This is a genomic window from Singulisphaera chitinilytica (genome assembly GCF_049331405.1).
Classification (GTDB): Bacteria; Planctomycetota; Planctomycetia; order Isosphaerales; family Isosphaeraceae; genus PoT.
Genome location: NZ_CP186274.1, coordinates 2,342,608 through 2,366,195, shown reverse-complemented (window position 1 = coordinate 2,366,195; position 23,588 = coordinate 2,342,608). Strand labels below are relative to the sequence as shown.

Below are 23,588 nucleotides of genomic sequence, written 5' to 3'. Positions count from 1 at the left end.
TGTTAAAATAACCCCTCTCTACTGGCAAAACAGATTGATTAGGTGATTGAACGTCCAGTGTGTCGGGCGATCAGATGATGTTGAGCAGTCTGTTGCAAAAGCGACAGGTGGCTCTCTTTATATCCTACCAGGCCTTTCTCCCGTCCGCCGACCAACTCTTCTGCCTCGCCCTCAACCCATTCCTTCTTGAGGCCGACTTCGATGGTCCGGTCGAGGCACGTATTCGAATGGAATTATTATCAGCATGAGATGCGAGTTAACTCCAGAATCTTGCCTGGTATCGTCTTCCGCATTCTCCTGATGACCTACTTCGAGGACGCCGTCGACAGGAGCGGTATCGCCCGGCGATGCGTTTACCTCCACATTCTGACAGATTCTCGCAAGGCTGCATAGATTCTGGCTGAATTTCGATGACTCTGATTGCCAAGACGAATGATCGAGATGCATCAACGAAGTTCCATCGCCCAGACCAAGGCCAGCAAGATCTATTCGCTGATTCGGTTGTTTCGGATAGCTCGGGCACAGATACGGTCCGCGGCATTTGCTTTGAGGTTGGCACGCTACTCCGACATGTCGATTCTCCTAGGCCACTAGTGGGTCGTATGGCTCGCCCATCGCCATAATGTCCGGCCCGATCCGCTCGGACGACCGCACCTCGCCGAGGATCAGTTGGTAGTCCGCTTCCAGGCGGGTTGCGGCCCGCAGGCCGATTTGGGCGCTGGCCCCGCGGGTCGGGGTGATGCCGAACAGGGCCCGGAAGACGGACGCGACCTTGCCGTACGACAGGCCCATCTGGGTGTGCAGGACCGCGGCCGCGGCCTGGGCGTCGGGGCCGATCTGGCTGGCGGCCGCGCCCAAGGCGTCGGACGTCTGGAGCGGGTGACGCCCCTGGGTCCTTTTGCCGCACGCCTCGCAGCGCCCGAAGTGGATGCGGAACTTGCGGATCAATGGCTTTCGGGGGATATCGGTCTGGAACTGGTCGGCCGTGCCGGTCTCGACGATGTTGCCCCGGCAGTGCGGGCAGGCGTCGGGCAGGTGCGCATCGTGGCACTCGGCGACCTGTTCGGGTGGGGGTGGCGGACGGTGGCCGTGGGTGCCGTGGGCGTCGCCCGACTTGCGGCCGTGCGTCTTCGGGTCGGGCTTGGGCGGGCCCTTGCGGAACGGGGCGGCCCGTGCGGGCGGGCGGTGGGAAGAGGTCTTCGACGAGTTCCCATTGAGGGTCGGTGAGTCGATGCCTTACCATCCTGCGATGCCCTTCTCGGTGTGTGTGTCCGTACACACAATTCTGGCAGGCAGGTCAATCGCTATGGGGCTGGTCAGAGTTTTCCGACATAGCCTAGTACTAAGCAGCCGGCCTGAGTCCCGTTACAGTTTTCGGGCCGAGCTTCCGGCCTTAGGACTCGAATCCGCTCTCGACCGAGGCCCGCAGCTCGGCCCTCGACTGATGGCTCCGCCGGGGGATCTCGTGGTGCTTGATCTGCTTGAACAGGGGCTCGATTCGGTTCAACTCCGGGCTATACGCCGGCAGGTAGTACAGGTAGATCCCCTGCCGGGCCAGCTCCGGCCGCCTCGCCTTGAACGCCTTGCCGGTGTGCATCCCGGCGTTGTCCAGGACCACCACCCGCGGCACCCTCGCCGGCGGCAGGGACCGCAGGTATTCCAACAGGTCGTCCGAGGTCAACGTCCGCTCGAAAACCGCGGAGGCCAGCCTCGGCGCCGGGCCGAACGGGTTGTAGCTCGCCAGCACGTTGATCCGCCGGCCTTGCGGGTACTCGTATCGGACTCGCTTGCGCCGGCCCGGCAGGGACCAGCTGTAGCCGGTCGGCAGCGAGGGGGCGAAGCCGCATTCGTCGAGGTAGAAGAGCTCCGCCATGCCGGACTCGGCCCGGTCGATGAGGTGGCCCAGGACCGTGCGGGCACGCCCGGCCTTGGCGGGGTCCTGCTTGTGCTCGAGGGTGCTGGCGGTGCGGCGGTAGCCGGCCTCGATGCCGTGCAGGTGGCGGCGGACGTGGCGTGCCGAGAGGGCGATGCCCTTGGCCCGGAGGGCCTCGGCGAGCTGGGCAGAGGTCCAGGTCCTGTCCTCGGCGAGCAGGTCGCGGAGGCGATCGGCGACACGGCCTCGTCGGGCGGCATCGGGAGCCGGGCCTGGGCGTCGCGGGAAGAGGGCATCGCGGCCGCACCCGAGGAAGTCGTTGAGGAGGTTGAGCGCGGTGCGGTAGTTGCAGCCGAGGTGGCCCGCGATGCGGGTGGCGTCCCAGCCTGTATCGGCCAGGAGGATCATCTCCAGGCGATCGCGGACCTTGGCCGGGAGGTGTTGCCGCCTCATCGCCTGGAGCTCGTCGCGTGTGGTCGTATCGAGTTGGATGCGGATCATAACCTTATTGTAGGCGAACCCAGGCCAGGTGCTTAGAGGCCAAAACAGAATTGAGCAACGTGCCTTAATTTTGGCTGTTCATCGTCAATTCTGTTTTGGCCTCTTAGATTGGCATGTCGTGCGACTCGCCCTCGGCCGTAGCCTGGCGGCGTTTGTCGGTGTGCCGCTCGACTAACGAATGAACCGGATTTCAAGGCCAACATCGACCTTAGCCCAGCTCCGGTCGGCCGTCAGGACGGAGATCTGCCGTTTCAGCCCCAGGGCAAGACATGCTCGATCGCCCAGCGAAAGTCCCGCGCGTCGCGTTGGCGTGCAGAGCGAGGCAACGATCCTGGCCTGCTCGGCGTCGAAGGTGACGACGGGGATCCGGAGTCGGTCGATCTGGAACGCCACTGCGTCGAGCGGCATGCCGTACTCGACCAGCTTCGCGAGGGTCTCGGAGAGGTTGACCGCGGAGATGCATGCCTGCGGGAGCACGGCCGCAACCTTGTCGGCACCGGGCTCGTTCCTCACGAACGCGATCATGGCCGAGGCGTCGAGGACGGCCTCACTCAAGGTCTTCACGCGCCGCTTCCTCGCGGCGCTCCCGGATCAATTCCTCCGACATTAGCCCGTCATGGGGCCGGATGCCGGCGAAGAACGCCTGGACCTCGCGGATGACCGCCTCGAGCGGTCGCATGACGATGCCGCCCTCGACGGGTTCGAGCACCACCGGGTCGCCCGGGGTCAGCCCGTATCGCTGGCATAGCTCGGCCGGGATGGCAATCCTGCGGGCGTCGCTCAGCTTGGTATGAATGGCGGAATCCATGTCTTAAGTATCAGTTATTAATTATTATATAATATTGATTTTGTCACATTTGAATTATGATGTCAATCAACGAAAGACTGACGGGATGAGCTGGCGTGGCAGGAGCCATTCCATTGCCCTTAATCGGCCCCTTGCCACCAGCGGCAGCTTCCATGACATAAAGGGCGTTATGTCATACTAACATTGCAAAGTCGTGCTGATTGGAGACGACGTGAGTGTCGCATGAATTTCTAACAACGCACAGACGAAATGATTGACACAAGGAGAGAGCTCTGGCAAGATTAGGAGAATTCCACAATTGAGAACATTATCATGAAAGAAGTCCGTATACGTAACGTCGATGATTGGGTCGTTGAATGGCTCCGCACGCAAGCCAAGCGCGAAGGCAAGACTCTCGAGGGTGAATTGCGGCAGATCCTGACCGATAGCGCACTGGCCGGTAAGCGCGCGCTCGCCGCCGAGCTGCGCGACGGACTCGATGAGTTCCGGTCGCAAGGCCGGGTCTTTGCGGACAGCGCCAGGCTGATCCGCGAGGACAGGGATACCCGCGGGTGATCGTCGTCGATGCCAGCGTCGCCGCCAAGTGGTATTTACCCGAGGTGGGCAGCGACGCCGCCCTCGGGCTCCTCGCCGGCCCCCATCTGCTCTACGCGCCGGAGCTGGTGCGCATCGAGGTCCTGGCCGCCTTAGCCCGCCGCGTCCGCACCGGCGAGGCCAAAACGGAGGAAACCCGGAGGCGTTGCAGCATCTGGCGGCGCCATCTGGACGCGGGCGCGATTTCTCTCGTATCCGATCGCGAAATCATCGAGGAAGCACTCGGGCTCTCACTCGGCATCCCGCATAACCTCCAAGATTGCCTGTATCTGGCCCTGGCAAAGCGGCTCGACGCGTCGCTCGTGACGGCGGATCGGGTCTTTCATGAGCGGGCAATGCCGCATTTCTCGCGGATGACGCTCCTGCCGGGCTGCGAGGCCAATTGATGCTACCCGGTCCCCATAGGCCAAATGGAGCTCTTGCGGTACCACTTCCAATTGTCGAGTTACGCGTCCCGGCCCTTATCGCAGACGCGGGGGACCGGGCGGCGCGCCGCTTCCTCGAATTCTTCACCGCCACCATCCGCAACCCCAACACGCGCGGGGCCTATTCCCGCGCCTGCCGCGACTTCTTCGCCTGGTGCCAGCAACACCACCTTGCCCTGGCCGACATCGAGCCGTTGCATGTGGCTACCTATATCGAGGCTCTGACCGCCCGACGCTCGGCCCCCACCGTCAAGCAGCATCTCGCGGCGATCAAGATGCTCTTCGACCACCTCGTCACCGGCCAGGTCGTCGCCTTCAATCCCGCCAGCTCGGTGCGCGGGCCTAAGCATGTCGTCAAGAAAGGCAAGACGCCCGTCCTCACCGCCGACGACGCCCGGGCCCTTCTCGACAGCATCGTCCCCGACGAAGGCAACGCCCGTCTCATCGACCTCCGCGACCGGGCCCTGATCGCCGTCATGGTCTACAGCTTCGCCCGCATCTCCGCCGTCGTCGGCATGAAGGTCGAGGATTACTATCCCAACGGCAAACGATGGTGGCTCCGCCTCCACGAGAAGGGTGGCAAGTTCCACGAGATGCCCGCCCATCACAATGCCGAGGCCTACCTCGACGCCTACATTCAGGCAGCGGGCATCTCCGAGGAGCGAAAATCCCCCCTGTTCCGCTCCATCCCGGCCCGCACAGGCAACATGACCGCCCTGCCGCTCGACAGGCGGAATGCCTGGGACATGGTCAAGCGGCGCGCCAAGGCGGCAGGATTGACGAACAGGCTATGCAACCATTCCTTCCGAGGCACCGGCATCACCGCCTACCTGGAGAACGGCGGCGACATCGTCAAGGCCCAGCAGATGGCCGCCCATGCCGACATCAAGACCACCAAGCTCTATGACCGCACCGACGACCAGGTCACGCTCGACGAGGTCGAGCGCATCGGGATTTGAAGGTCATCTCGAGTGGATTTGAGCCCGAAGAATGGACGCTTGAGGGCATCGTCAGCGGTTTATTGCGGGGGCATTACGAGACACTTTGATGTCATAGAATTCATTTGGCCACGCGATCGAGCTTTTTCCACGTTCCATATGGATTGTCTGGGCTCTACTGGCGTGCATCTCTATCCCGGTGTACAGTTATAGAAAGCTGGGACACTGGCCGAACATGGCGTCAAGCATGCGTGGTTGACTTTATGAATTTTCGCTATCCGCATCCCGATAACGAAAGAAGCTTCGAGAAGTTCAGCGTGAAGCTCCTCCAGCGTCACTGGAATAATCCCCACCTCGAGCTATACGGGAGGCGGGGAGAGGAACAGTGTGGTGTTGATATCATCGATCCTATGTTTTCCGCGCCCTTCAGGGCGGCACAGTGCAAGCACCATGAGCCGATGCTCACCATTCCCCCTTCCGAAATCGAAGCTGAAGTGGCCAAGGCGTTAGCATTCGACCCGCCGCTCGACCGTTACGCCATAATCACATCAGGTCGTGCTACGACCCATGCGCAGAAGAAGATGGCTCATGCCGGGTAACTGGTGGGGCCTATCGTAGTGACGCGGGGTATGGTTGAAATGGAGGGGACTCTTACCTCGGCCGCGCGGAGGTTGCCATGGATTTCCCCATCCTCGACCTGATGGATGACGAGGCCAGCTATGCCGAGCTCCTCGCCTGGCTCCACCCAGCGGGCCTCGCATGCCCGCGATGCGGGGACGGCGACGACCTCCACGTCCACAGGCGCCATCGCGCACCGATCCTCGACTACCGCTGCGGCCGCTGCAGGAGGGTCTTCAACGCCTTCACCGGCACCGCGCTCCACGGCAACCGCCGCCGGGCCGCCGAGCTGCTCCTGATCGTCCGCGGCATCGCCCAGGGCACGCCTACTGCCAGGCTGGCACGCGAGCTGGACTGCGATCGCTCCCAGCTGCTCGAGCTCAGGCACCGCCTCCAGGGCGCCGCCCACTCGGGGCGGCACCGGGATCCCCTGGAAGACTCCGAGCTCGAGGCCGACGAGATGTACCAGAACGCGGGGGAAAAAAGGGCGACCGCACCGCGACCCCGATGACCCGCCGCGGCGTCGCGGCAACAAGCGGCCGGGGCACGGGAGCTGGGACACGGACCGGCTGCCGATCTGCGGGGTGGTGGGGCGCCGAAGCGGTGAGATCCGCCTGACGGTGGCCCGGCATTCCGACGGGGAGACCTTGCGGCGCGTGGCGTTGCGTGCGAGCTGGCCGATGACGCGATTCTACACGGACGAGTGGAAGGGCTACGATCGTCTGCCGGAGATGGGCCGCTCCCGCTCGTCGGTCTGCCACGGCCGCGGGGAGTGGGCGCGCGACGACGACGGTGACGGGGTGCGCGAGGTGCACTGCAACACGCTGGAGGGGAACTGGACGGGGCTGAGGAACTTCCTGCGGCCGTTCCGCGGGGTCAACAAGGAGTATCTTCGACAGTACGTGGCGATCTACCAGTGGAGTTACAACATCAAGCGGGTGTCCGGGGAGTTCATCCGGGCTCTACTCGGTGTTAAGGGCTCCACCAGTTAAACGACATGAGCCAAGAAGATTATCGAGATCAACCGCGACCACCGCTCCAAAGGTCTTTTCCTCGTTGAGCTGCTCTGGTGGGAGAAAATCGAAGACCTTCTCGATGAATACCCGGAAGTCGCCGACCTGCTGACCAAAATTACGAGCGCGCAAATCGCCGCGTTGGATGAGAGACTTAGGCAAGGTTTCTCGGCGGTGAGGACACAGGTAGAAGAAGTTATCTCGGTGCAAGGCCGGACGGCACGCGACGGTGAGATTGATGAGGCCGAGAGTTGCCTTAAAAATTCGGATCCGCAACGAGCCCATATCCTGCTCGAAAGGCTAAAGCAACGCCATTGGGAGGAACTCACCCCGCTGCAGCAATATCGGGTCAAGGCGGCTTTCTCCAACGTCGCGCACGTCCGAGGAGATGAACGGGAAGCGGGTAGGCTATTGCTAGAGGCAAAGGGACTCTGCCCAGAGAGCGAGCGGGCCCAAATCAACGAGGCGCTCGGTCTGGAATTGGTTGGCCGCAAAGAAGAAGCACACGCGCTCTCTACTCGGCTTCGCGAACAATATCATACCTCTGGCAAGTTACTCGCCATCCAAATCCGGACCTCACCGGCTTCGAAAAGCCTCGAAGATATGCAGGCGATGGTATCGCCAATCCTCGAAAAAGATGCCGATGTGTCCATGGCCCTGGCCATAAGGGCGATGGGCCACCAGCGTTTTTCGGAGGCTGTTTATTACGCCAGGATGGCAGTAGCGGCAGGCCCAGATTGGTTCGGATCAAAATTCATCCTCGGTCAGGCGTTGTACAACGCGGAATCCATCAAGCTGGGCCGAAATTTTCGTGCGGGATCCGATCCGCTTGTTCAGGCAAGGTTGGTCGAGGCCATAGCTGCCATCGATGAGGCCGCTGCTCTTGCGAAGAAAAATCAGGCCAACCACTTGCTCTCCCGGTGCTTCCTCATCCGTGCCTTAGCGAATGCCCTGCGCGGCCAGGATGATGCGGCAGATCAGGACTTCAGCGAAGCAACGCGGACATCGCCGGAGGACAGGCATGTGCATCGAAGATATGCCGTCTATCTGTTCAATCGAAATAGGATTGATGAAGCTATCGGAGAATTGCGTAAAGCCGTCCGTGTGGGCTCCGCCCCGGTTGCCGAATCTCTCCTGGCAGACTTGCTCGCGGAGAGAGACAAGCCCGGAGACCGCGCCGAGGCAATTGAAATCAATGTGCGCCTGTCTCTCGCCGACGATCGAGTATTCGCGGAGGATGAATCCGAATCTAGCCCCGATGATCTCAAAGCGTTACGGATTGCGGCCTTTCATTCAGCAATTACTGACTCTATTGATGCATCGCGGTTAGACGAGGCCGAGACATTCTTTAATCGCGCCTCTTCCGGCCATTTCAGCGATGTAAGCTTGCTTGCCGCTTGGTCGCAGTTGCATCTGGCACGGGATGACTTCCAGGGCTCGGTGACGGCCGCCGACGACGCATTGAAGAAAGTTGATAGTAGCACCCACGAACTGTCAATTCGAGCCCTCGCACTCCAGCTAGGTAGGTTGGAGAAGCACAAGGACGCCCTACCCCTCTGGCAGAGGATCACGCGAAACACCGCATACGGCAACGATGTGCGTCACCTCGTGCGATGTGCCGAACGAGTCCAACAGTACGACATCATCCTGAACGTGGCCAGGGACGCGCGAGAAGGAGGAATCCAGGACACTTGGTTGCTCTTCAAAGAAGCCGAGGTGCTGGGCATGTTCGATCTTGATGGGGCCGTGGCGTTACTGCGGTCACATCTTAAAAACAACCCCGACGACAGGGATGCGCGACTCAGGCTCTCGCACCTCGGGCTGAAGTGGCATCGGCCGGATTTGATCGACGCGAGACCGGATGCTCTTCCTACCTTGGATGAAGTAACGGCAACAGGCGGCGCCATTGCGGTTGAAATTTTGCGTCTGCGAGGGGATCCTAACGCAGCCTTGAACTACGCTTATGAGCTGGTCCGTCGCCATTTCGACCATCCCGATGCGAACGCCGCGCTGATCATGGTCTTTTTCTCGCCAGCCTCGCAGGTTCTGGAGATTAAGGAGCCGTCCCAAGCCGGCCCCGGCGTGGCCGTCTGTTACACGGAAGATGGCGGCAGAGACCGCTGGGTGGTCATAGAGGATTCGCCAAATCCACGGCCTGAATTAAACGAATACTCCCCAATTCACCCTCTCGCCAAAAGCTTCGAAGGAAAGTGTGTCGGCGAGAGCGTTGTGCTCAGCAAGACGAGCGCCAGGGACCGCACTGCGACGATTAAAGAAATCAAGAGCAAATACCTCTATAGGCTTCATGAGATCATGGAGAGCTGGCAAGTCCGGTTTCCGGATCAGCCGTTCATCCAACTGTTTCGCGTGCTTTCTAAGGACGAAAGGACGGGTCAAGAAATCCCCGATTTGACCGATATGAAGATGGTGGCTGACCTTCGCTACGAGCGAATTCACGACGCGGAGAAGATCTACAGAACTCAGCTCATCCCTTTACACCTGCTCGCTGAGATCGTGGGAGCCGATCCGTTTCAGGTACTCTACCACGTGGTATTGCAGCCCGATCTTCCGGTTCGCTGCACTCAGGGAAGGGAGGATGAGCACGATCTCGCGCTGGAGGCTCTGGCGTCGTGCAACACGCTCGTGCTGGATCTCACGGCGATTGGCTCCATTTCCCTGTTGGAGTCGGCGGGCTTGCTGGCCAGGTGGCGGGGGAAACTCGTCATCTCGCAGAGCACGGCTCATGAACTACGGTCCGCACTAGAGAACGTCACCACGAAACGGCAGGGAAGCGGCCACTTTGGTAGGACAGGACAAGGTTATTACTTCGAACGGTACTCCGAAGAAACGATGAAAGCCGAGGCCGACGCGCTCGCCACGCTTGTTCGGTCCGTTCTTTCTGTGTGCGAGGTACGAGGTTGTCCGGATCTAGCATCCCTAGACCCAGTAATGCGCGATCAACTCATCTCCGGGTTCGGCCAGCATGGTGTCGAAAGCATGCTGCTCGCCAGGCAGCCAGGGCATGTGCTCTGGTCCGATGATCTTGCGGTTGCGTTCATTGGAAGCAATGAGTTTTCGGTACGCCGGGTTTGGACACAGGTCGTCGTCGAGCATGCGGTCAAGCAAGGCTTCGTCGATCCTGAGGAATATTTGGTTGTGAGCGCAAAGCTTATGGCTTTGGACTATCAGGCCACCACATTCAATCCCTTTGTGCTGGCCAAAGCGGGCTCACTGTCGAAATGGGATCCCGTAAAATGGCCACTGAACAAGGTGCTTGAACGTTTCGTTAACGCGACGATGTCGCCGGACCTGATCCTTGTTCTCGCTGCTTCGATGCTTCTGGCGGTTTATAAGGAAGCGCCATTGCCTGAGACTCGACAAGCGGTGCTGATTAAAATCATGGAACGGCTCCTCATCTTGCCGCATGGCATCGTAATCGCAAAGATATTTACAACCTTTTTTCCGAGGTTTTTTGGCGTCAATGCACTCGGAGCCGCCGAGGCGTCAGCCATTGGACATGCTTGGCTTGCAGAGGCTCGACGCAGGCCCCGTTTAGAGCTTGCGCGCCGTTTATCGTGGGATCAATAGGCCACGGCTACATTCGCGACTTCGGAAAGTCGAACTGGGCAAACGTGCATCAAAGAGTCGTGGCGTGGGATCCTGTGACCTCTCGCCGACAAACGCCACAGCGACTTAACAGGCCCGATCCCCCGTCTGCTCGTGTTCTGACCGAGCCGACAAAGGTCTTGGCGACGATGCCAGACGACCGACGCCGACCGTCGCCATTATCATCGCCCCTCCCCTCTAAGTTTGATCGATGAATAGGTAAGTCCTGTACTTTCATAGACTTAGTGGATGCTATGTGGCCGGGCTCAGAAGTCGTTGTGCCGCGGCGTCTATTTCCTCCTCGTTGCTCCACCGGACGTGACCTGCCCCCGGAATCTGTTCCAGGCGAATGCCATTCAGTTAAGCCGCGATCCTTTGCCGTAAACCGTTCCCTCTCCCTGGCCTGAGACACGCCAAGCCCGAACAATGATTCGGGACATCCTTCTTCGGATCGGGGGAGAACATGGTCTACGTACGTCTGACGGTCGCCCTGGGGCGGGTCCGCGAGGATCTCGCCGGCTTGCTGGATGAGGCGTCCTTGCGCGAGCTCTGCCGGGGCGAGGGCATGACCTGGCGCGAACGCCTCCTCGACCCGGTCACCACCATCCACCTGTTCCTCGCCCAGATCCTCCACCGCAACACCGCCTGCGCCCACATCCCGCGGATCGCCGGCCGCTTGTTCACCGCCTCCGCCTACTGCCAGGCTCGCGCACGCCTGCCGCTCCGAGTTTGTCAGGCCCTGCTGCGTCGCCTCGCCGACACCGCATGGCCCGAGCGGGCGGGCCATCGCACCTGGCTGGTCGACGGCACCGGCGTGAGCATGCCCGACACGCCCGCCCTGCAGCGGGCCTACGGGCAGCCCGCGGCCCAGCGGCCCGGGTGCGGCTTCCCCGTGGCCAAGGTCCTGGCCCTCTTCGACTCGGCGTCGGGCATGCTCCGCGCCCTGCACACCGCCCCGCTGGGGGCGCACGACCTGTCCCAGGTCCCGCTGATCCACCCCGAGATGCGCCCCGGCGACATCCTCATCGGCGACCGAGCCTACGGGTCGTTCGCCCATCTGGCCGTGCTGGCAGGCCGCGGCCTTCACGGCCTCTTCCGCATGCACCAGAAGCGCGTGGTCGACTTCACCCCCGGCCGGGACTCCCCTCCCCGCTGGCGGCGGAAGAAGCTCTCCGGCAAGCCCCGGTCGACCTGGGTCCGGTCCCTCGGCCCGGAGGACCAGGTCGTGGAGTGGTATCGCCCCTACCCGCGGGCCGAGTGGATGTCGAAGGAGGACCATGCCGCCCTGCCGCTCTCGCTGCCGGTCCGCGAGTTGAGATACAGGGTCGACCGTCCGGGGTTCCGCGTCGAGGTGGTCACGCTGGCGACGACCCTCCTGGACGCCGAGGCCTATCCCGCCGAGGAACTGGCGGGGATGTACCTGAGTCGGTGGCAGGTGGAGATCTCCCGTTCTCAGTGCGATCGAAACAACACCCTTTATCAAGTCGAGCGATCGGCCTATTGTGGGTGTGTCTGCGCTGTTGGAGCTGGCACTTTGGTGTCGCAAGCCGCGTGATCTGACCCACGGAGGACCTTCATGTTCGATGACCGAATCCGCCGCGGTCCCCCCCGTCCCTGACGACGGGCGGGAAAGTGCTCATAGAAAAACTCGATTGGGTCCACGTGCCGCTCGGCCTGCAACGGCAAGTGATCCATGCCATGGCTCGAATCCTGGCTCAGGCACTCCAGCCGCCGGCACGGCAGGAGGCCGCGGATGAGTCCCGTTGAAGCGAAAGGTCCGAGTGCCCGGCCGATATCGATCATCGAGACCGACCATGCTCAGGCGATTGATCTGTCGGCCGATCGCCCTCGGCTGTCGCGCTCGGCCAAAGTCCAGGCGCAACACCTCCGACGGCTGGCCGTCGTCTACGTGCGACAATCCAGCCCGCAGCAGGTCCTCCACCACCGCGAATCGACGGCCCTCCAGTACGACCTACGCCTCCTCGCGGTCGACCTGGGTTGGCCGCTCGAGCGCGTCCTCGTCATCGACGACGATCAGGCAACGTCGGGTCGGACGGCGGTGCATCGTTCCGGGTACCATCGCCTTCTTGAGGAGGTGGATCTCGACCATGTCGGGATCATCCTGGGAATCGAGATGAGCCGGCTGGCCCGGTCGTGTCGAGACTGGTATCACCTCATGGAGAAGTGTGCTCTATTTGACACGCTCCTCGCCGACCCGGATGGGGTCTACGATCCATCAAATTACAACGACCGACTTCTGCTGGGATTGAAGGCCACGATGAGCGAGGCGGAACTGCACATCCTCCGCGCGCGGATGTATCAGGGACGGCTCAACAAGGCCCGCCGGGGCGAGGTCTACTACCATCCCCCCATTGGCTACGTCCGTACGCCCGCAGGCGAGTTCGCCCTCGATCCCGACCCTCGGGTCCGGGAAACGCTCCGCCTGCTTTTCGACAAGTTCGAGGAATTGGGGACCGTCACCGCCGTGCTCCGGTATCTGGTCCGCAACGGAGTCGCGTTGGGGGTACGGCCTCACTTCGGCCCCAACCGGGGCCAGCTCGAATGGCATCGACCGTGTCGGCCCACCCTGCAAAACCTCTATCACAACCCGATCTATGCCGGGGCGTACGTCCACGGGAGGCGTCCCGTCGATCCTCGGCGCAAGATCCCGGGACGACCGGCCACCGGGCGGACGACGGTCAAGCTTCTCCAATGGGAGGTCCTGATCAAAGATCATTTGCCCGCGTACATCACCTGGATGTTGCAGCCATAATGCCTCCATCTTCACGCGTCGTCGACCCTCCTCGGCGGAGGGCCGTGGTGTCCAATCCGGCGAATCATCGCCGCTTTCCCTTCGAGATCGGCCCGGTCATCGCAGCGGGGTAGGCGACCGCCCCGCGTCTCGAGTGGGCCATGAGCTTCCGCAGTCGCTCCCTCTCCCTCCGATCGGCCCGGATGATCCACGGCCCGTGGGCCGAGACTCGCCGGGCATGTAACCAACCCCGGCCCGCCCAGTCGCGAAGCTTCCCGCCCGACACGCCGAGCTCTCGCGCCAGGCCGGACACCCACCATTCGTCCTTCCCCAGTCGCCCCTCGTCCTTCCCGCCGTCGCTCAACCCGCGGCGCGACATCAGCTTCCTCACGGACATCGCCGTGTAGCCCCCGGCCGCCTTCGGCGGCCGGAGGCCTTCCTCATTGAGCCGGGCCGCGATCTGGCCCGCCGTGAATCCCTCGCGGCGCAACCGGGCGAGCCGCTCGAATAATCGGGCGTGGTCGCGAAGGTGCTCGTGGAGCTGGACCGGGCGGATGACCTCGTGGCGACTCTTGGAGCCGCCATTCCATTCTATTTCCACGTTTACATATTCGCTGTCTTTGCGGACATGGACGACGACCCGCTCGACCAGCAGGCGGACGATCTCCTTCCGCTCGGCGGGCGTCGTCGACGGGGCCTCCCACAGCGACGGGATGTCGCGGGACAACGCGGCGATCCGGGCGAGCTCGTCGCCGCTCAGCTCGGCAGGCCGGTCCCGTCGGTATCGGTCATATTCTTCTTCGAGCCGACGTTGATCGCTCAATGCCTCCTCCCAGCGACGCTCCAACGTCCGGGCGACGAGGCGGTTCTCCGGCTCGACCGCGTGGTACTGCCGCTCGGCACGCCCCGATTCATAACGCGCCCGCTCCAGTTGTTGCACCCAGTGGCGGTGGAGGCGGTCGCGTTCCTGACGGACGTCCCGGGCCGCCTGGAGGCTCAGCTCCAGCGCCGCGGGCTCCAGGGCGCGAAGGACCTGGCGCGCCACGAGGTCATCGACCGGCGTCGTCCTCAGGCCGTGGCACCTCGGCCCCGTGCCCACCTTCAGGTGTTGTTCGCACGAATAATATGCGGCGGACTTGCTCGGATAGGCGGAGTGCATCCGGTGGCCGCAGGTGCCGCAGGCCACCAGCCCCGCCAGCAGAGCAACGCCCCCGCGCGCGCGCCCGGCGAGCCGGCGACCGAGCGGTTCTGCTCGAGGCGTCGGAGGTTCGCCAGGTATCGATCCCAGCCGATGTACGCCGGGAGGCGGTCCTTCAGTAACACCTTCCACTCCGAGATCGGCAGCCACCGTTGCCCTCGTCCGTGGCCGCCCGCCGCCTTCGCCCTCGGCTCGTCCCGGCGACGCCCGTAGGCATAGGCCCCGGCGTAGGTCGGGTTGTGCAACATCTGGTTCAGCGTCGGCAGCACGGGACGACGCCAGGTCAATTGGCCGCGGAGTGCCCCTCCCTGAGCTCGCATCCCCAGGCGGATGCCGTTCCGGACCAGATAATGGAACACGCCATAGATCGAACCGATTTCATCGAACTTGTCGAAGATCAGGCGCACGACGTCGCGGGCCTGCTCGTCGGGGTCGAAGGCCAGCTCGCCGGATGGCAGCTTGACGTACCCGCAAGGGACCTTGGAGAACAGCTCTCCGCGCTCGGCCTTATGGAGCCGGCCTCGATCCAATCGATTCCTCATGGTAATGAGCTCGAATTCGCTGATGGTCCCCTTCAGGCCGAGCAGGAGCCTGTCGTTGGTGTCGTTGGCGTCATAGACGCCGTCCTGATCGGCCAGGAGCGTCCCGAAGAGGGCGCAGACCTCGAGCAGGTGGTGCCACTCCCTGGACGTCCGGGAGAGGCGGCTCATCTCCAGGCCCAGGACCAGGCCGACGTGATCCATCGTGACCTCGGCGAGCAGCCGTTGGAATCCGCGCCGTCGGTCGGGCTCCCTGGCGGCTCCGACCCTGGTCGTCATCGATGACCAGGACCCGATCGGCGGGCCACCCCAGGGCCAGTGCCTGGCCGACCAGCTCATATTGTCTCTCTCGCGACTCCTTATGGTCGAGCACCTGCTGCGGGCTGGACTGGCGGATGTAGATGACCGCCAGGAGGTCCAGATGCCGGTCTCGGATCTTGGGCGATCGCCGACCCCGGGCGGCCGCAGGCAGGCCGCCCGGGGCACCGGCGGACGGGTCATGGCTCATCATGTGCCACCTCTCTTCCGGCCGGCGGTGCCGCGAGTTGATGGGCCATGACGCGGCTGAGCGCCCGGAGCGTCCGCTGCCGCCGGTCGTCGGTCAGGGCCAGCCAGAGCCGGCCCGGCGGCGGGAACGCCCTCGGCCCTGTCCGGCGCGGGGGGACACTTTCGCCCGATGATCGTCGCATGAGGGGCCTCCCTGTCGGGACTTGATCCGGCGCCCTTCGATCCATTCGACGAGACTGAGCAGCGCCGCGAGCCCGATTATGGGCAGGTCCGAGGATGGTCCGCGAGGTGTGACTTCGGTGGGAGTCCGTCTGCTACTTCTGGGAGCGCTATCTGGCCAACGTCGAGCGATTGGCTGCCAATCGGAGCCGGGCGTTTGCCATGGGGGCACCACGCGAGGGGTCGTCACTGCTCGGGGGCTTGCTGGTCTGCGGCCGGTGCGGCTGCCGGATGATGGTGGCCTATAACGGCGCCCAATCCCGGCTGACCTACAGCTGTCAGCGCCAGCGTATCGAATACTCCGGGCCGACGTGTCAGACGATGGCGGGCCGGGTCCTGGACGAACTGGTGAGCCGGCAGGTGCTGCACGCGATGGAGCCGGCGGCGTTGGAACTCAGCCTCCAGGCCATCGCCGGGCTGCAACAGGAGCGTGAGCGTCTGGAAAGGGACTGGCAGCGGCGGCGGAAGCAGGCCCGCGACGAGGTGGAGCGAGCCGCACGGCAGTATCACGTGGTCGACCCGGGGAATCGCCTCGTGGCCGTGGAGCTGGAGCGTCGCTGGGAGCAGGCGTTGCGTAGCGAATGTGCGCTCCAGGAGGAGCACGACCGCTTCGTGCGCGATCGGCCCCGCGAGTTGAGTGAAAGTGATCGAGACCTGATCCGGTCCCTGGCGAGTGACCTGCCTCGGCTCTGGGGAGCGGAGACGACGACGGCGGCGGATCGCCAGGTGATCATCCGACTCCTGGTTCGGCAAATCATTGTGCAGGCGCAAGGATCAAGCGAACATGTGGATGTAACAATCCATTGGTCAGGAGGCTTCGCGAGCGTCCATCGTGTGCGTCGTCCGGTCGCACGCCATGATCAATTAAGCAATCATGCCCAGTTGATGGAGCGGGTGGTATCGTTGCGCGAGCAGGGCCGGTCGGCGCCTCAGATCGCCGCGACACTGAACCAAGAGGGATTCGTCCCGCCCAAGCGTCGCGCGACGTACAATAAGGCGATGGTCCGACAACTGCTGGCGCGAAGCGGCCATTCGAGTTGGAGTCGGTCGCGTGCCGATGGCGGTGTGCTCGGTGCCGATGAATGGTGGTTGAACCAACTGGCCATGGAACTCGGTATGCCTCAGATCACCTTGCATAGTTTGCTGAGCCGCGGCTGGGTGAACGGCCGCAAGCTACCGGGGGGAAAGATGGGACGTTGGATCGTCTGGGCCGACGAGCCGGAACTGGATCGTCTTCGTCACCTTCGGGCATGCCCGCGTGGCTGGTCGGATGAGCCGTACCCGGCGGAACTCACCACGCCCCGGCCCTACCCCGAGAGGTGATCTCAACCGCCGGAAAACCGTGGTTCCGGGGATTCGTCAAACGTGATCGGACGAACCGTATCCTCACGGAAGACCCACCTCCCCCTCGCGAGTCATGAGATAACCGTTCGGCCCTTTGCCCAGGCTGCGGAGCCGATGGCCGAGGGCTAATATCGATTGTGACAATGGAGGCATTATGGCTGGAAGAAGGAGGTCAACCTCCGCCATTTGAAGACGACGCTGGGGATGGATATCCTGCGATGCAAGACGCCCGAGGGCGTGCTCAAGGAGCTGACGCTCTACGCGGTGGCGTATAACCTGGTGCGTCTGGTGATGCTCGAGGCGGGGCGACGGCAGGGGGTGGCGCCCGGGCGGGTCAGCTTCGTGGATGCGTTGCGGTGGCTGGCAACGTCGCCGCCGGGGACGCCGCTCTCCAGGCTGATCGTCAATCCGCTCCGGCCCGACCGCGTCGAGCCGCGATGCCAGAAACGTCGGGGTAAGAATTATCCTTTTATGATCTTGCCCAGATCGGTCCTGCGTAAGCGGCTCCTCGACCAGGCGGATGCGGCTTAACTGAATGGCATTCCTGTTCCAGGCGTTATGAGAGTATCGGTTCCGGGGTCGTCTCGGACTCGGCCGTGGGGAGGGAAGCGACCCCCGGACCCTTCTGCGATGCCGCGAACTCCGCCGGGGTCCGATACCCCAGCGAGCTGTGCGGCCTACGGTGGTTGTAGTCCTGGCGATGGTCCTCCAGCAGCACCTTCGCCTCCTTCAGCGTCTCGAACTCCTCACTGTCCAGCAACTCGTCCCTCAGCCGACCGTTGAATGTCTCGCTGTAGGCGTTCTCCCAGAGGCTGCCAGGGGCGATGTACAACGCACTCGACCCGCGCCGGGCCAGCCAGGACCTCACCGACTCGGCCATGAACTCAGGACCGTTGTCACTCCGGATGAACTCCGGCTCTCCCCGCACCTCGAAGAGGTACTCCAGGGTCGATATCACATCCCCCGCCTTCAGGTTCCGCTCCACCTCGACCGCCAGGCATTCCCGCGTGAATTCGTCGACCACCGGCAGGATCTTCAGCACCCTGCCGTCGGCCGTCTGGGCGTGCACGAAGTCATAGCTCCAGACGTGGTTCGGCCGCTCGGCAGCGGGGTGGCCGCGGTCAGCATGAGGTATGCGGCGATGGTCTCCGACTGCTTCCAGGCGGCCGCGACGGCCATGTCACAAATCTCGAAGTGGTCTCTGAGCCCAGCGGCTCGGATCCATGTGATGGTGGTCCTGCGGCCGCGGGCCAGGACGCCATACCAAGCTCAAGCGCAGGGGGCTAATACTCGGTTGCCTGGATAGCCTCGCCTTGAGAGCGAGTACAGAGCGATTGCCAGACTCCAGCGGGAGGCAGATTTTCCCACCAACCATTAATGTTTAGATTGGCGCTTGGAGGACCCCCCTTCTCTGCGTCGTAACCCCAACTTTGGACTGTGTCTTTGAGAAAATGAACTGATCCATCCCCTAGCAAAATATTCACGCCATTGGGATGAAAACTCGATGCGCAACCACTTGACGGGAGGCCGTTCGATTTGTTTGTGTTTGGCGGCTGGAAAGCGGTGAATAAAGTATCACCGATATTGCCGCTGAAATACCAACCCCAGAGGTCGTGGGAAGAATCATTTCGATTGCGAAGATAGGTCGTCGCACGCTCAGCGGCGAATACCGTATGCGATAAACCATCGGAAATCATTGCCAGCGTAATAGGGGAGAGATCGTTAATAGACCCGTTTACTTGAGCGTACGCATGACGATCCACGTGGCAGTTGTTAAGTGAAGAGGGTATCGCCAACAGGGGAAGTGATCCAAAACAAGCAGGGTAGCTCGTGAATACTGCTTCAAGCTGCTCCTCGGAAGCAGCTAAACTATGTTGACGAAGCTGTTCCATGTTCATGGCTCGCGGATGGCCGGAATCGACATCGGAAGGACATGCAAAACTACTGACAGAGACGGAAAAGGCAGATCTATTCTCACGCCCAAATATAGTAAGCGTCTGGTTGATGGCAGAGTACAACGACGCTTGCTCGATGAACGGCAGGATCTGAATTTGATAGCTCTTATCGAGCATACCCGAAGTGCACGGAGGATTGTTACCAGCAAACCGACGATCGTAAGTCGGCATTCGGCCAATCGGTAGGCAGTTGTTGCTGTCGTGATAAGAGGAGAGCCCCAGGCCGATCTGCTTCAGATTATTAGTACATTGCAGTCGCCGGGAAGACTCGCGGGCAGACTGCACGGCGGGAATCAATAATCCCGCCAGGATCCCAATAATGCTCAGCACGACCAACAACTCGACCAGCGTGAACCCACGACCGATGCCACGGTGCGAATTGGCCATGGGTTTCAAACAAGAAAGTCTCGTCATTACTGGTTAATCCCTAAAAATGAGAGGGATTTTCACGATGTGTGATGATTCACCGGCAGAAAGGATGAGCGACGTGTCAATTCGCTTGGAAGCGTCAGGCGTACGGATGGTGATGTCGAGGGTTTTAGAACGGGCATCAAATTGGCCAATGGTTACAGAGGCCCAATCCGGTGTTTCGGTGAGTTTGAGATCCTGCCATCCCGGATTGATTCCCTCGTAAAAGAGGCGTCTCGATAAAAGCTCACCGGGCAGTGTGTCAATTTCGAGTTGATCCTGGGAGAGTCGAAAATTTTGAGCTTGGCTCACTTTCAGGGGGATTGAGACCTCAATTTCATTACCGTTTAGAACATCTACGCGACCTTGATAGTTCTGACTATGAGGAGGAGGGGTTATGGTCACCGCGATCTCGAAATGAGCCTTAAAATCTTCGAGTATCCGCTTGGAATCATCAGAGACCGTCGGGAGAAATTTTGCGGAGATCCGATCGGGATCGGAGACTCGCAGGGTAGGGTGCGTGATGGGATTTGGCGAGGAGTGCGTGAATAGAGCTACCTTGTGATTAACTTTTTGCCCGGGAGTGGCCTCTAAGACGACGATCTCACTTGGATTTGCCTTAAGCCTGTCATGAACGCGCAAGGTCAAATCCTCACGGAGCGATGTGGGTGCTTGGCCGGGCCTTGCCACATCGATGAGCATTGAGAAAGTCTGTGCAGGGCCATCGGGCCTGGTGCTGGCCTGAAGCGTGAAGAGCGCAGATTGGCCTGGCGCGATCGTTAGCGGGAAAACCCTTTTGTCGGTCTGAACGACGGCGCAAGAGCAGGAGGTACGTATAGATTTGACAGATAACGGTGTGTCGGTGGGATTATGCATCCGATATTTCACATTAATCATGTGGTTCACTTCAAAGATTTGATCCAACGACCGAGGCTCTATTCGTTCGATATTCAGAGTCGCCTTGGGATGCTTCCATAAAGAGTTCACAACAAGAATCGTCGAGCAGGCGATCACCAGGTATGAAATTGCTATCATGCATGATTTGAGGATAGGACGGCGCACTTTGTCTAGTTTGGGGCTCACGATTTCCATTGGATTGTCACTCCGAGACGGACCACGAGGCAAGAAATGTTTGGATCACGTTGTCGAAGACCGATGTACTGGAGACGGATGCTAAATTAGAACTTTCGACGCTTTCAAGCTGGCGACATTCGTCTCCTCGCAGCGATCACACCCAGGAGGGCGGCGGTCAAACCCAGGATGACGAGGAGGCTTACGAGATTCCCACGGCTTTGTGTTGTGCTGGAGTGTCCTCTTCGTAGATCATTCAGATATCCAAGAATTTGTTTATGTGAATAAGCTTTGCCTGATTCTTCTTTGCCCCAGACGTAAAATACCTTCTTAGTCTCGTCCGTCACGATTGCACCGGTAGGGAAATTGAGCGAAAGTTCGGCCTCGGAGATCGGCTTATTGACTTCAACGTCACTGATTGTCAACTCTACAGACCTATCTGGCTGAACATCGGAGCTTCCACGGATCAGCTTTGGGATCGATATGCCTGGAGTAATATTGTCATAGAAGTCTACAACCTCAGATGTTGACCTTCGTAGACCAGCCCCTTTAAGGCGAGGAGCCACAACGTTCTTTTTAGTGATCAAGTAGTTATGTTTTTGAGATACTGTTAAAATATAAGACGTTTTGCCGTTAGGCATTGCTAGGTCGAAGTCCCAGGCGAGCATCCCATCCTCCTCCCTCCTTGCCGTAACAGTTTTCTTCTGAGCCGATTTGTAGAGTTCCTTCAGCGAATATTTCTTGTCTGGAATGAACAAAAGGCTGCGGCTCCACAGCAACTTCCTGCCATAAGGTCCTACCGCCATCGATGGCCTGATATTACCGCTGATGCGAGTATCCTTTATCGGGATTTTGGGTGGATTTTCCGGATCGTAGTTATAAAGGGCGTGCGAGTAGCCGGAATAATATCCAAAGTCGACATGTCGAGAATCATGGTCCTCTGCCCACTCCCCATCCGTCACGTGGCCATCAGTACGTGTGTGAATGCGTTCACTTGAGCCGCTCTTCACTATAGATGATTCATAGACGGGTGACCACGTCTTTCCCTTATCCTGCGAAACCTTAAACCGAATGTTTAATTTCAATGAATGGATTTGCTGCAAAGATTGTTCGTGCCGACGGATGATTGCGTCGGGGTCACTGGCCTGAAATCCGATGACGCCTGTAAGCAAAATAAAATTGAACATGCGACTGTCCTATAATATCAAGAGCGCGGGCACAGGGGCTCTACGGGAAGCCATCAAAATCGACGCCGCATGTCAGCGGCCACCCAAGGCGCAACCCTTCGGGATGGTTTGGAATTCGAGGCGACGCTCAAAGGCGACTTCGAAGTCGGTCCTGCAATCCCAAGCAGAAGCTGGAAGAATGCAGCCTGTGTCCGCGCATGGAATGTGAGTGACAGATCGAAAAACGGTGAGGGGGGATGTTAACGAGATCAAAGCCTAGGCTGACTTCCCCTAGATGGGGGAATCAGTTGAAGCTTATTGGTGGCTGGTGCGAGAAGAAATCACTAATCTTATGACAACATTTCCATCCGAGTTCGCCGGATGACGAAAATCGGACGAAATACGTCATTCATTTCCCGTGGAATCGACGAAACGCGCCGTTGGATATCACATACAGGTTACGGCATCGTTTCGTAAAATCGTGTTCGTGAGAAGCCCCGTGGATCAGCATGCGAACACGTTGCACGTACAAGGCAGTCCGGAAGAAGATGTTGAGCCTATGCATTTGCGACCTGTCGTGCAGCTGTCAGAGGGTCTTGCAGCTTGACAACTCCAATTTCGGCCGGTGCAGCTTGAACAGTTAGACACTGTCGCTGGGCATGCCTTTACAATGGGATTACCAGGCGCGCACAGGTTCCCGGGTAAGGGCCCGGCGTGGACGACTCTCTCGAAGACAGGAAGCGCAGCGTTAGTCACCGCCCCTGCCCACAAGACAGCCAACGCGCCGGCTAAACAATCGACCAGCAAAATGCGACGCATACTTACCTCTCTTTGCTGAGGTCTGACGCGAAGAGCGAAATGTCTAGGCGGGGAAAGTCTAAGTTGCCCGATTGATCTTGTCAAGAAGCCATAGGCCTAGATAGTCTGATTTTTCTGTGAGGTATTTGCCTTGTAGACTCGTGGATTGTCCGACGGATTTGAAAAGGACTAGGAGTTACGCGGTCATGGAAGTTTGTACAAGGGTTGAGCGATATAAGCCCTGACGGCTCCCCGGATGATTCGTGCCTTGGCCTCGTACCAACTCACCCCGGTGGCATAGAAATGACGCTCCAGCCGCAGGAAGGCCCGGATCGCCATCCCGATGTGGTTGCGCTGCGCCCGACCTACCCGGGCCTGGCATCGCTCGACCCCGCAGCACTGCTTCAGGCCCCGGTGATAGTTCTCAATCGCCCACGTCCGCTCGGCCAGCACCAACCGCGTCAGCTCGTCCATCGCCAGGTCGTCGGTCGCCCAGTGCTCAGTGTCTCCGTCTCGGGAGACGATCCTGAAGACACGAATCAGGCCGTAACCTTCCAGATGGACGATCGTGCCGGCGGCCTCGATCGCCGTCTCGCCGACGGCCTTGTTGCCCTGCCGGTCGAGATTAACCCGGCGATTGATCTTCAGCCGCGTCAGCCAATGCCAGTTCAAGCCGCGGATCAGCTTCAGATTCTCCAGGGCACTGTACCAGCCGTCGAAGGCGACACAGTCGGGGGCGAGACCCCGCGACTTAGCCGCCCGGAGCATGTTGCGGAAATGGTCGTTCTTGGTCAGCCCGTCGTGCTCGTGGTCGTAAATCCGGTAGTCGCAGGGGATATGGCGGTCGCCGTCGGTCCACAGCAGGGTGGTGAGGTTGATGCCGCGGACGACGGCGTGGTGCTTCCCGGACCAGTGTCGGCTGACCAGGTCGATCTTATGGGCGTAGGGCTTATCGAGGGTGGAATCGTCGAGGACGAGGAGGCCTCCCTCGAGGGAGACCAGGGGGCGAGCCTCGGCCCACAAGGTCTCGGGATCGGGCTCGAGGCGGCGGAGGAGCCGGGTGAAGGCATCGTGTGCGGGGGCGTCCTGCGACTCGGGTTGCACCTTGGCGGCCTCCGTGCAGGAGAAGGACTTGGGGCTGGCGATGAGGAAGTCGATGTAGTTCGTATCCTGACATTTAACATCGTTTTTCATAAATCCCATCATACCAGCCGAGGCCGCCCGACCCTCCATGGACGCAAGGCCACTACTGCGT

Annotated in this window: 22 protein-coding genes and 1 pseudogene; 11 read left to right on the top strand and 12 right to left on the bottom strand. The window is 60.6% G+C overall.

Features of this window, described 5'->3' with window-relative positions:
• Positions 1-582: 582 nt before the first annotated feature.
• From ACOYYX_RS09525 to ACOYYX_RS09510, 4 genes are all read right to left on the bottom strand, one after another.
• Positions 583-948 (bottom strand): hypothetical protein, encoded by a 366-nt coding sequence (locus ACOYYX_RS09525; protein WP_422929689.1) that lies wholly within the window; start codon positions 946-948, stop codon positions 583-585.
• 445 nt (positions 949-1,393) lie between these two features.
• Complete coding sequence (locus ACOYYX_RS09520; RefSeq protein ID WP_422929688.1) at positions 1,394-2,374, bottom strand: IS630 family transposase; 981 nt, start codon at positions 2,372-2,374, stop codon at positions 1,394-1,396.
• 171 nt (positions 2,375-2,545) lie between these two features.
• Positions 2,546-2,938, bottom strand: coding sequence for a type II toxin-antitoxin system VapC family toxin (locus ACOYYX_RS09515; protein WP_422929687.1), 393 nt, complete (start codon positions 2,936-2,938; stop codon positions 2,546-2,548).
• On the bottom strand, positions 2,922-3,182 hold the full coding sequence (locus ACOYYX_RS09510; RefSeq protein ID WP_422929686.1) for an AbrB/MazE/SpoVT family DNA-binding domain-containing protein: 261 nt from the start codon (positions 3,180-3,182) through the stop codon (positions 2,922-2,924). The genes ACOYYX_RS09515 and ACOYYX_RS09510 overlap by 17 nt, the downstream gene beginning before the upstream one ends.
• A 312-nt stretch (positions 3,183-3,494) precedes the next feature.
• On the opposite strand from ACOYYX_RS09510, the gene ACOYYX_RS09505 reads away from it, so the two are divergent.
• The 9 genes from ACOYYX_RS09505 (at position 3,495) to ACOYYX_RS09465 (ending at position 13,149) form a co-directional block, all read left to right on the top strand.
• Entirely contained in the window at positions 3,495-3,737 is a 243-nt protein-coding gene (locus ACOYYX_RS09505) for a FitA-like ribbon-helix-helix domain-containing protein (protein WP_422929685.1), read from the top strand.
• Positions 3,734-4,162 carry a type II toxin-antitoxin system VapC family toxin gene (locus ACOYYX_RS09500; RefSeq protein WP_422929684.1) on the top strand — a complete coding sequence of 143 codons (429 nt, stop codon included), beginning with the start codon at positions 3,734-3,736 and terminating at the stop codon, positions 4,160-4,162. Before ACOYYX_RS09505 ends, ACOYYX_RS09500 begins: the two co-directional genes overlap by 4 nt.
• Positions 4,162-5,160 (top strand): tyrosine-type recombinase/integrase, encoded by a 999-nt coding sequence (locus ACOYYX_RS09495; protein ID WP_422929683.1) that lies wholly within the window; start codon positions 4,162-4,164, stop codon positions 5,158-5,160. The genes ACOYYX_RS09500 and ACOYYX_RS09495 overlap by 1 nt, the downstream gene beginning before the upstream one ends.
• Positions 5,161-5,402: 242 nt before the next feature.
• On the top strand, positions 5,403-5,738 hold the full coding sequence (locus ACOYYX_RS09490) for a hypothetical protein (protein ID WP_422929682.1): 336 nt from the start codon (positions 5,403-5,405) through the stop codon (positions 5,736-5,738).
• 77 nt (positions 5,739-5,815) lie between these two features.
• On the top strand, positions 5,816-6,268 hold the full coding sequence (locus tag ACOYYX_RS09485; protein ID WP_422927046.1) for a transposase: 453 nt from the start codon (positions 5,816-5,818) through the stop codon (positions 6,266-6,268).
• A gap of 76 nt (positions 6,269-6,344) precedes the next feature.
• Positions 6,345-6,749, top strand: coding sequence for a transposase (locus tag ACOYYX_RS09480; RefSeq protein ID WP_422929681.1), 405 nt, complete (start codon positions 6,345-6,347; stop codon positions 6,747-6,749).
• A 195-nt stretch (positions 6,750-6,944) separates the two neighbouring features.
• Positions 6,945-10,358 (top strand): tetratricopeptide repeat protein, encoded by a 3,414-nt coding sequence (locus tag ACOYYX_RS09475; protein ID WP_422929680.1) that lies wholly within the window; start codon positions 6,945-6,947, stop codon positions 10,356-10,358.
• Between the two features lie 481 nt (positions 10,359-10,839).
• The gene (locus tag ACOYYX_RS09470) at positions 10,840-11,931 is read left to right on the top strand and encodes an IS4 family transposase (RefSeq protein ID WP_422929679.1); all 1,092 of its coding nucleotides are present in this window, start codon (positions 10,840-10,842) and stop codon (positions 11,929-11,931) included.
• Positions 11,932-12,129: 198 nt separating this feature from the next.
• Positions 12,130-13,149, top strand: a complete 1,020-nt coding sequence (locus ACOYYX_RS09465) for a recombinase family protein (protein WP_422929678.1) — start codon at positions 12,130-12,132, stop codon at positions 13,147-13,149.
• Positions 13,150-13,213: 64 nt separating this feature from the next.
• On the opposite strand, the gene ACOYYX_RS09460 is transcribed toward ACOYYX_RS09465, so the two are convergent.
• From ACOYYX_RS09460 to ACOYYX_RS09450, 3 genes are all read right to left on the bottom strand, one after another.
• The gene (locus tag ACOYYX_RS09460) at positions 13,214-14,287 is read right to left on the bottom strand and encodes a hypothetical protein (protein WP_422929677.1); all 1,074 of its coding nucleotides are present in this window, start codon (positions 14,285-14,287) and stop codon (positions 13,214-13,216) included.
• Positions 14,230-15,204 (bottom strand): recombinase family protein, encoded by a 975-nt coding sequence (locus ACOYYX_RS09455; protein ID WP_422929676.1) that lies wholly within the window; start codon positions 15,202-15,204, stop codon positions 14,230-14,232. Before ACOYYX_RS09455 ends, ACOYYX_RS09460 begins: the two co-directional genes overlap by 58 nt.
• A gap of 158 nt (positions 15,205-15,362) precedes the next feature.
• Positions 15,363-15,554 (bottom strand): hypothetical protein, encoded by a 192-nt coding sequence (locus tag ACOYYX_RS09450; RefSeq protein ID WP_422923313.1) that lies wholly within the window; start codon positions 15,552-15,554, stop codon positions 15,363-15,365.
• A 199-nt stretch (positions 15,555-15,753) separates the two neighbouring features.
• Between ACOYYX_RS09450 and ACOYYX_RS09445 the strand changes: the two genes are divergently transcribed.
• Both ACOYYX_RS09445 and ACOYYX_RS09440 read left to right on the top strand, forming a co-directional pair.
• Positions 15,754-16,914, top strand: coding sequence for a recombinase zinc beta ribbon domain-containing protein (locus ACOYYX_RS09445; RefSeq protein WP_422929675.1), 1,161 nt, complete (start codon positions 15,754-15,756; stop codon positions 16,912-16,914).
• 225 nt (positions 16,915-17,139) lie between these two features.
• Positions 17,140-17,466 (top strand): hypothetical protein, encoded by a 327-nt coding sequence (locus ACOYYX_RS09440; RefSeq protein WP_422929674.1) that lies wholly within the window; start codon positions 17,140-17,142, stop codon positions 17,464-17,466.
• Between the two features lie 25 nt (positions 17,467-17,491).
• On the opposite strand, the pseudogene ACOYYX_RS09435 reads toward ACOYYX_RS09440, so the two are convergent.
• The 5 genes and pseudogenes from ACOYYX_RS09435 to ACOYYX_RS09415 all read right to left on the bottom strand — a co-directional run.
• A pseudogene (locus ACOYYX_RS09435) lies at positions 17,492-18,037 on the bottom strand (IS3 family transposase); the annotation flags it as partial.
• Positions 18,038-18,218: 181 nt separating this feature from the next.
• Entirely contained in the window at positions 18,219-19,277 is a 1,059-nt protein-coding gene (locus ACOYYX_RS09430) for a DUF1559 domain-containing protein (RefSeq protein WP_422931608.1), read from the bottom strand.
• A gap of 33 nt (positions 19,278-19,310) precedes the next feature.
• A complete protein-coding gene (locus ACOYYX_RS09425) occupies positions 19,311-20,390 on the bottom strand; it encodes a DUF1573 domain-containing protein (RefSeq protein ID WP_422929673.1) in 1,080 nt (359 codons plus the stop codon).
• 104 nt (positions 20,391-20,494) lie between these two features.
• The gene (locus ACOYYX_RS09420; protein ID WP_422929672.1) at positions 20,495-21,556 is read right to left on the bottom strand and encodes a hypothetical protein; all 1,062 of its coding nucleotides are present in this window, start codon (positions 21,554-21,556) and stop codon (positions 20,495-20,497) included.
• A gap of 981 nt (positions 21,557-22,537) precedes the next feature.
• Positions 22,538-23,566 (bottom strand): IS701 family transposase, encoded by a 1,029-nt coding sequence (locus ACOYYX_RS09415; protein WP_422929671.1) that lies wholly within the window; start codon positions 23,564-23,566, stop codon positions 22,538-22,540.
• Positions 23,567-23,588: the final 22 nt, after the last annotated feature.

Bases quoted from the DNA above. Each gene is read 5' to 3' on its own strand.
- ACOYYX_RS09520 (WP_422929688.1), bottom strand. From the start codon at position 2,374: ATGATCCGCATCCAACTCGATACGACCACACGCGACGAGCTCCAGGCG.
- ACOYYX_RS09510 (WP_422929686.1), bottom strand. From the start codon at position 3,182: ATGGATTCCGCCATTCATACCAAGCTGAGCGACGCCCGCAGGATTGCC.
- ACOYYX_RS09505 (WP_422929685.1), top strand. From the start codon at position 3,495: ATGAAAGAAGTCCGTATACGTAACGTCGATGATTGGGTCGTTGAATGG.
- ACOYYX_RS09495 (WP_422929683.1), top strand. From the start codon at position 4,162: ATGCTACCCGGTCCCCATAGGCCAAATGGAGCTCTTGCGGTACCACTT.
- ACOYYX_RS09490 (WP_422929682.1), top strand. From the start codon at position 5,403: ATGAATTTTCGCTATCCGCATCCCGATAACGAAAGAAGCTTCGAGAAG.
- ACOYYX_RS09485 (WP_422927046.1), top strand. From the start codon at position 5,816: ATGGATTTCCCCATCCTCGACCTGATGGATGACGAGGCCAGCTATGCC.
- ACOYYX_RS09470 (WP_422929679.1), top strand. From the start codon at position 10,840: ATGGTCTACGTACGTCTGACGGTCGCCCTGGGGCGGGTCCGCGAGGAT.
- ACOYYX_RS09465 (WP_422929678.1), top strand. From the start codon at position 12,130: ATGAGTCCCGTTGAAGCGAAAGGTCCGAGTGCCCGGCCGATATCGATC.
- ACOYYX_RS09460 (WP_422929677.1), bottom strand. From the start codon at position 14,287: ATGCACTCCGCCTATCCGAGCAAGTCCGCCGCATATTATTCGTGCGAA.
- ACOYYX_RS09455 (WP_422929676.1), bottom strand. From the start codon at position 15,204: ATGAGCTGGTCGGCCAGGCACTGGCCCTGGGGTGGCCCGCCGATCGGG.
- ACOYYX_RS09450 (WP_422923313.1), bottom strand. From the start codon at position 15,554: ATGCGACGATCATCGGGCGAAAGTGTCCCCCCGCGCCGGACAGGGCCG.
- ACOYYX_RS09445 (WP_422929675.1), top strand. From the start codon at position 15,754: ATGGGGGCACCACGCGAGGGGTCGTCACTGCTCGGGGGCTTGCTGGTC.
- ACOYYX_RS09440 (WP_422929674.1), top strand. From the start codon at position 17,140: ATGGATATCCTGCGATGCAAGACGCCCGAGGGCGTGCTCAAGGAGCTG.
- ACOYYX_RS09430 (WP_422931608.1), bottom strand. From the start codon at position 19,277: ATGGCCAATTCGCACCGTGGCATCGGTCGTGGGTTCACGCTGGTCGAG.
- ACOYYX_RS09425 (WP_422929673.1), bottom strand. From the start codon at position 20,390: ATGGAAATCGTGAGCCCCAAACTAGACAAAGTGCGCCGTCCTATCCTC.
- ACOYYX_RS09420 (WP_422929672.1), bottom strand. From the start codon at position 21,556: ATGTTCAATTTTATTTTGCTTACAGGCGTCATCGGATTTCAGGCCAGT.
- ACOYYX_RS09415 (WP_422929671.1), bottom strand. From the start codon at position 23,566: ATGGAGGGTCGGGCGGCCTCGGCTGGTATGATGGGATTTATGAAAAAC.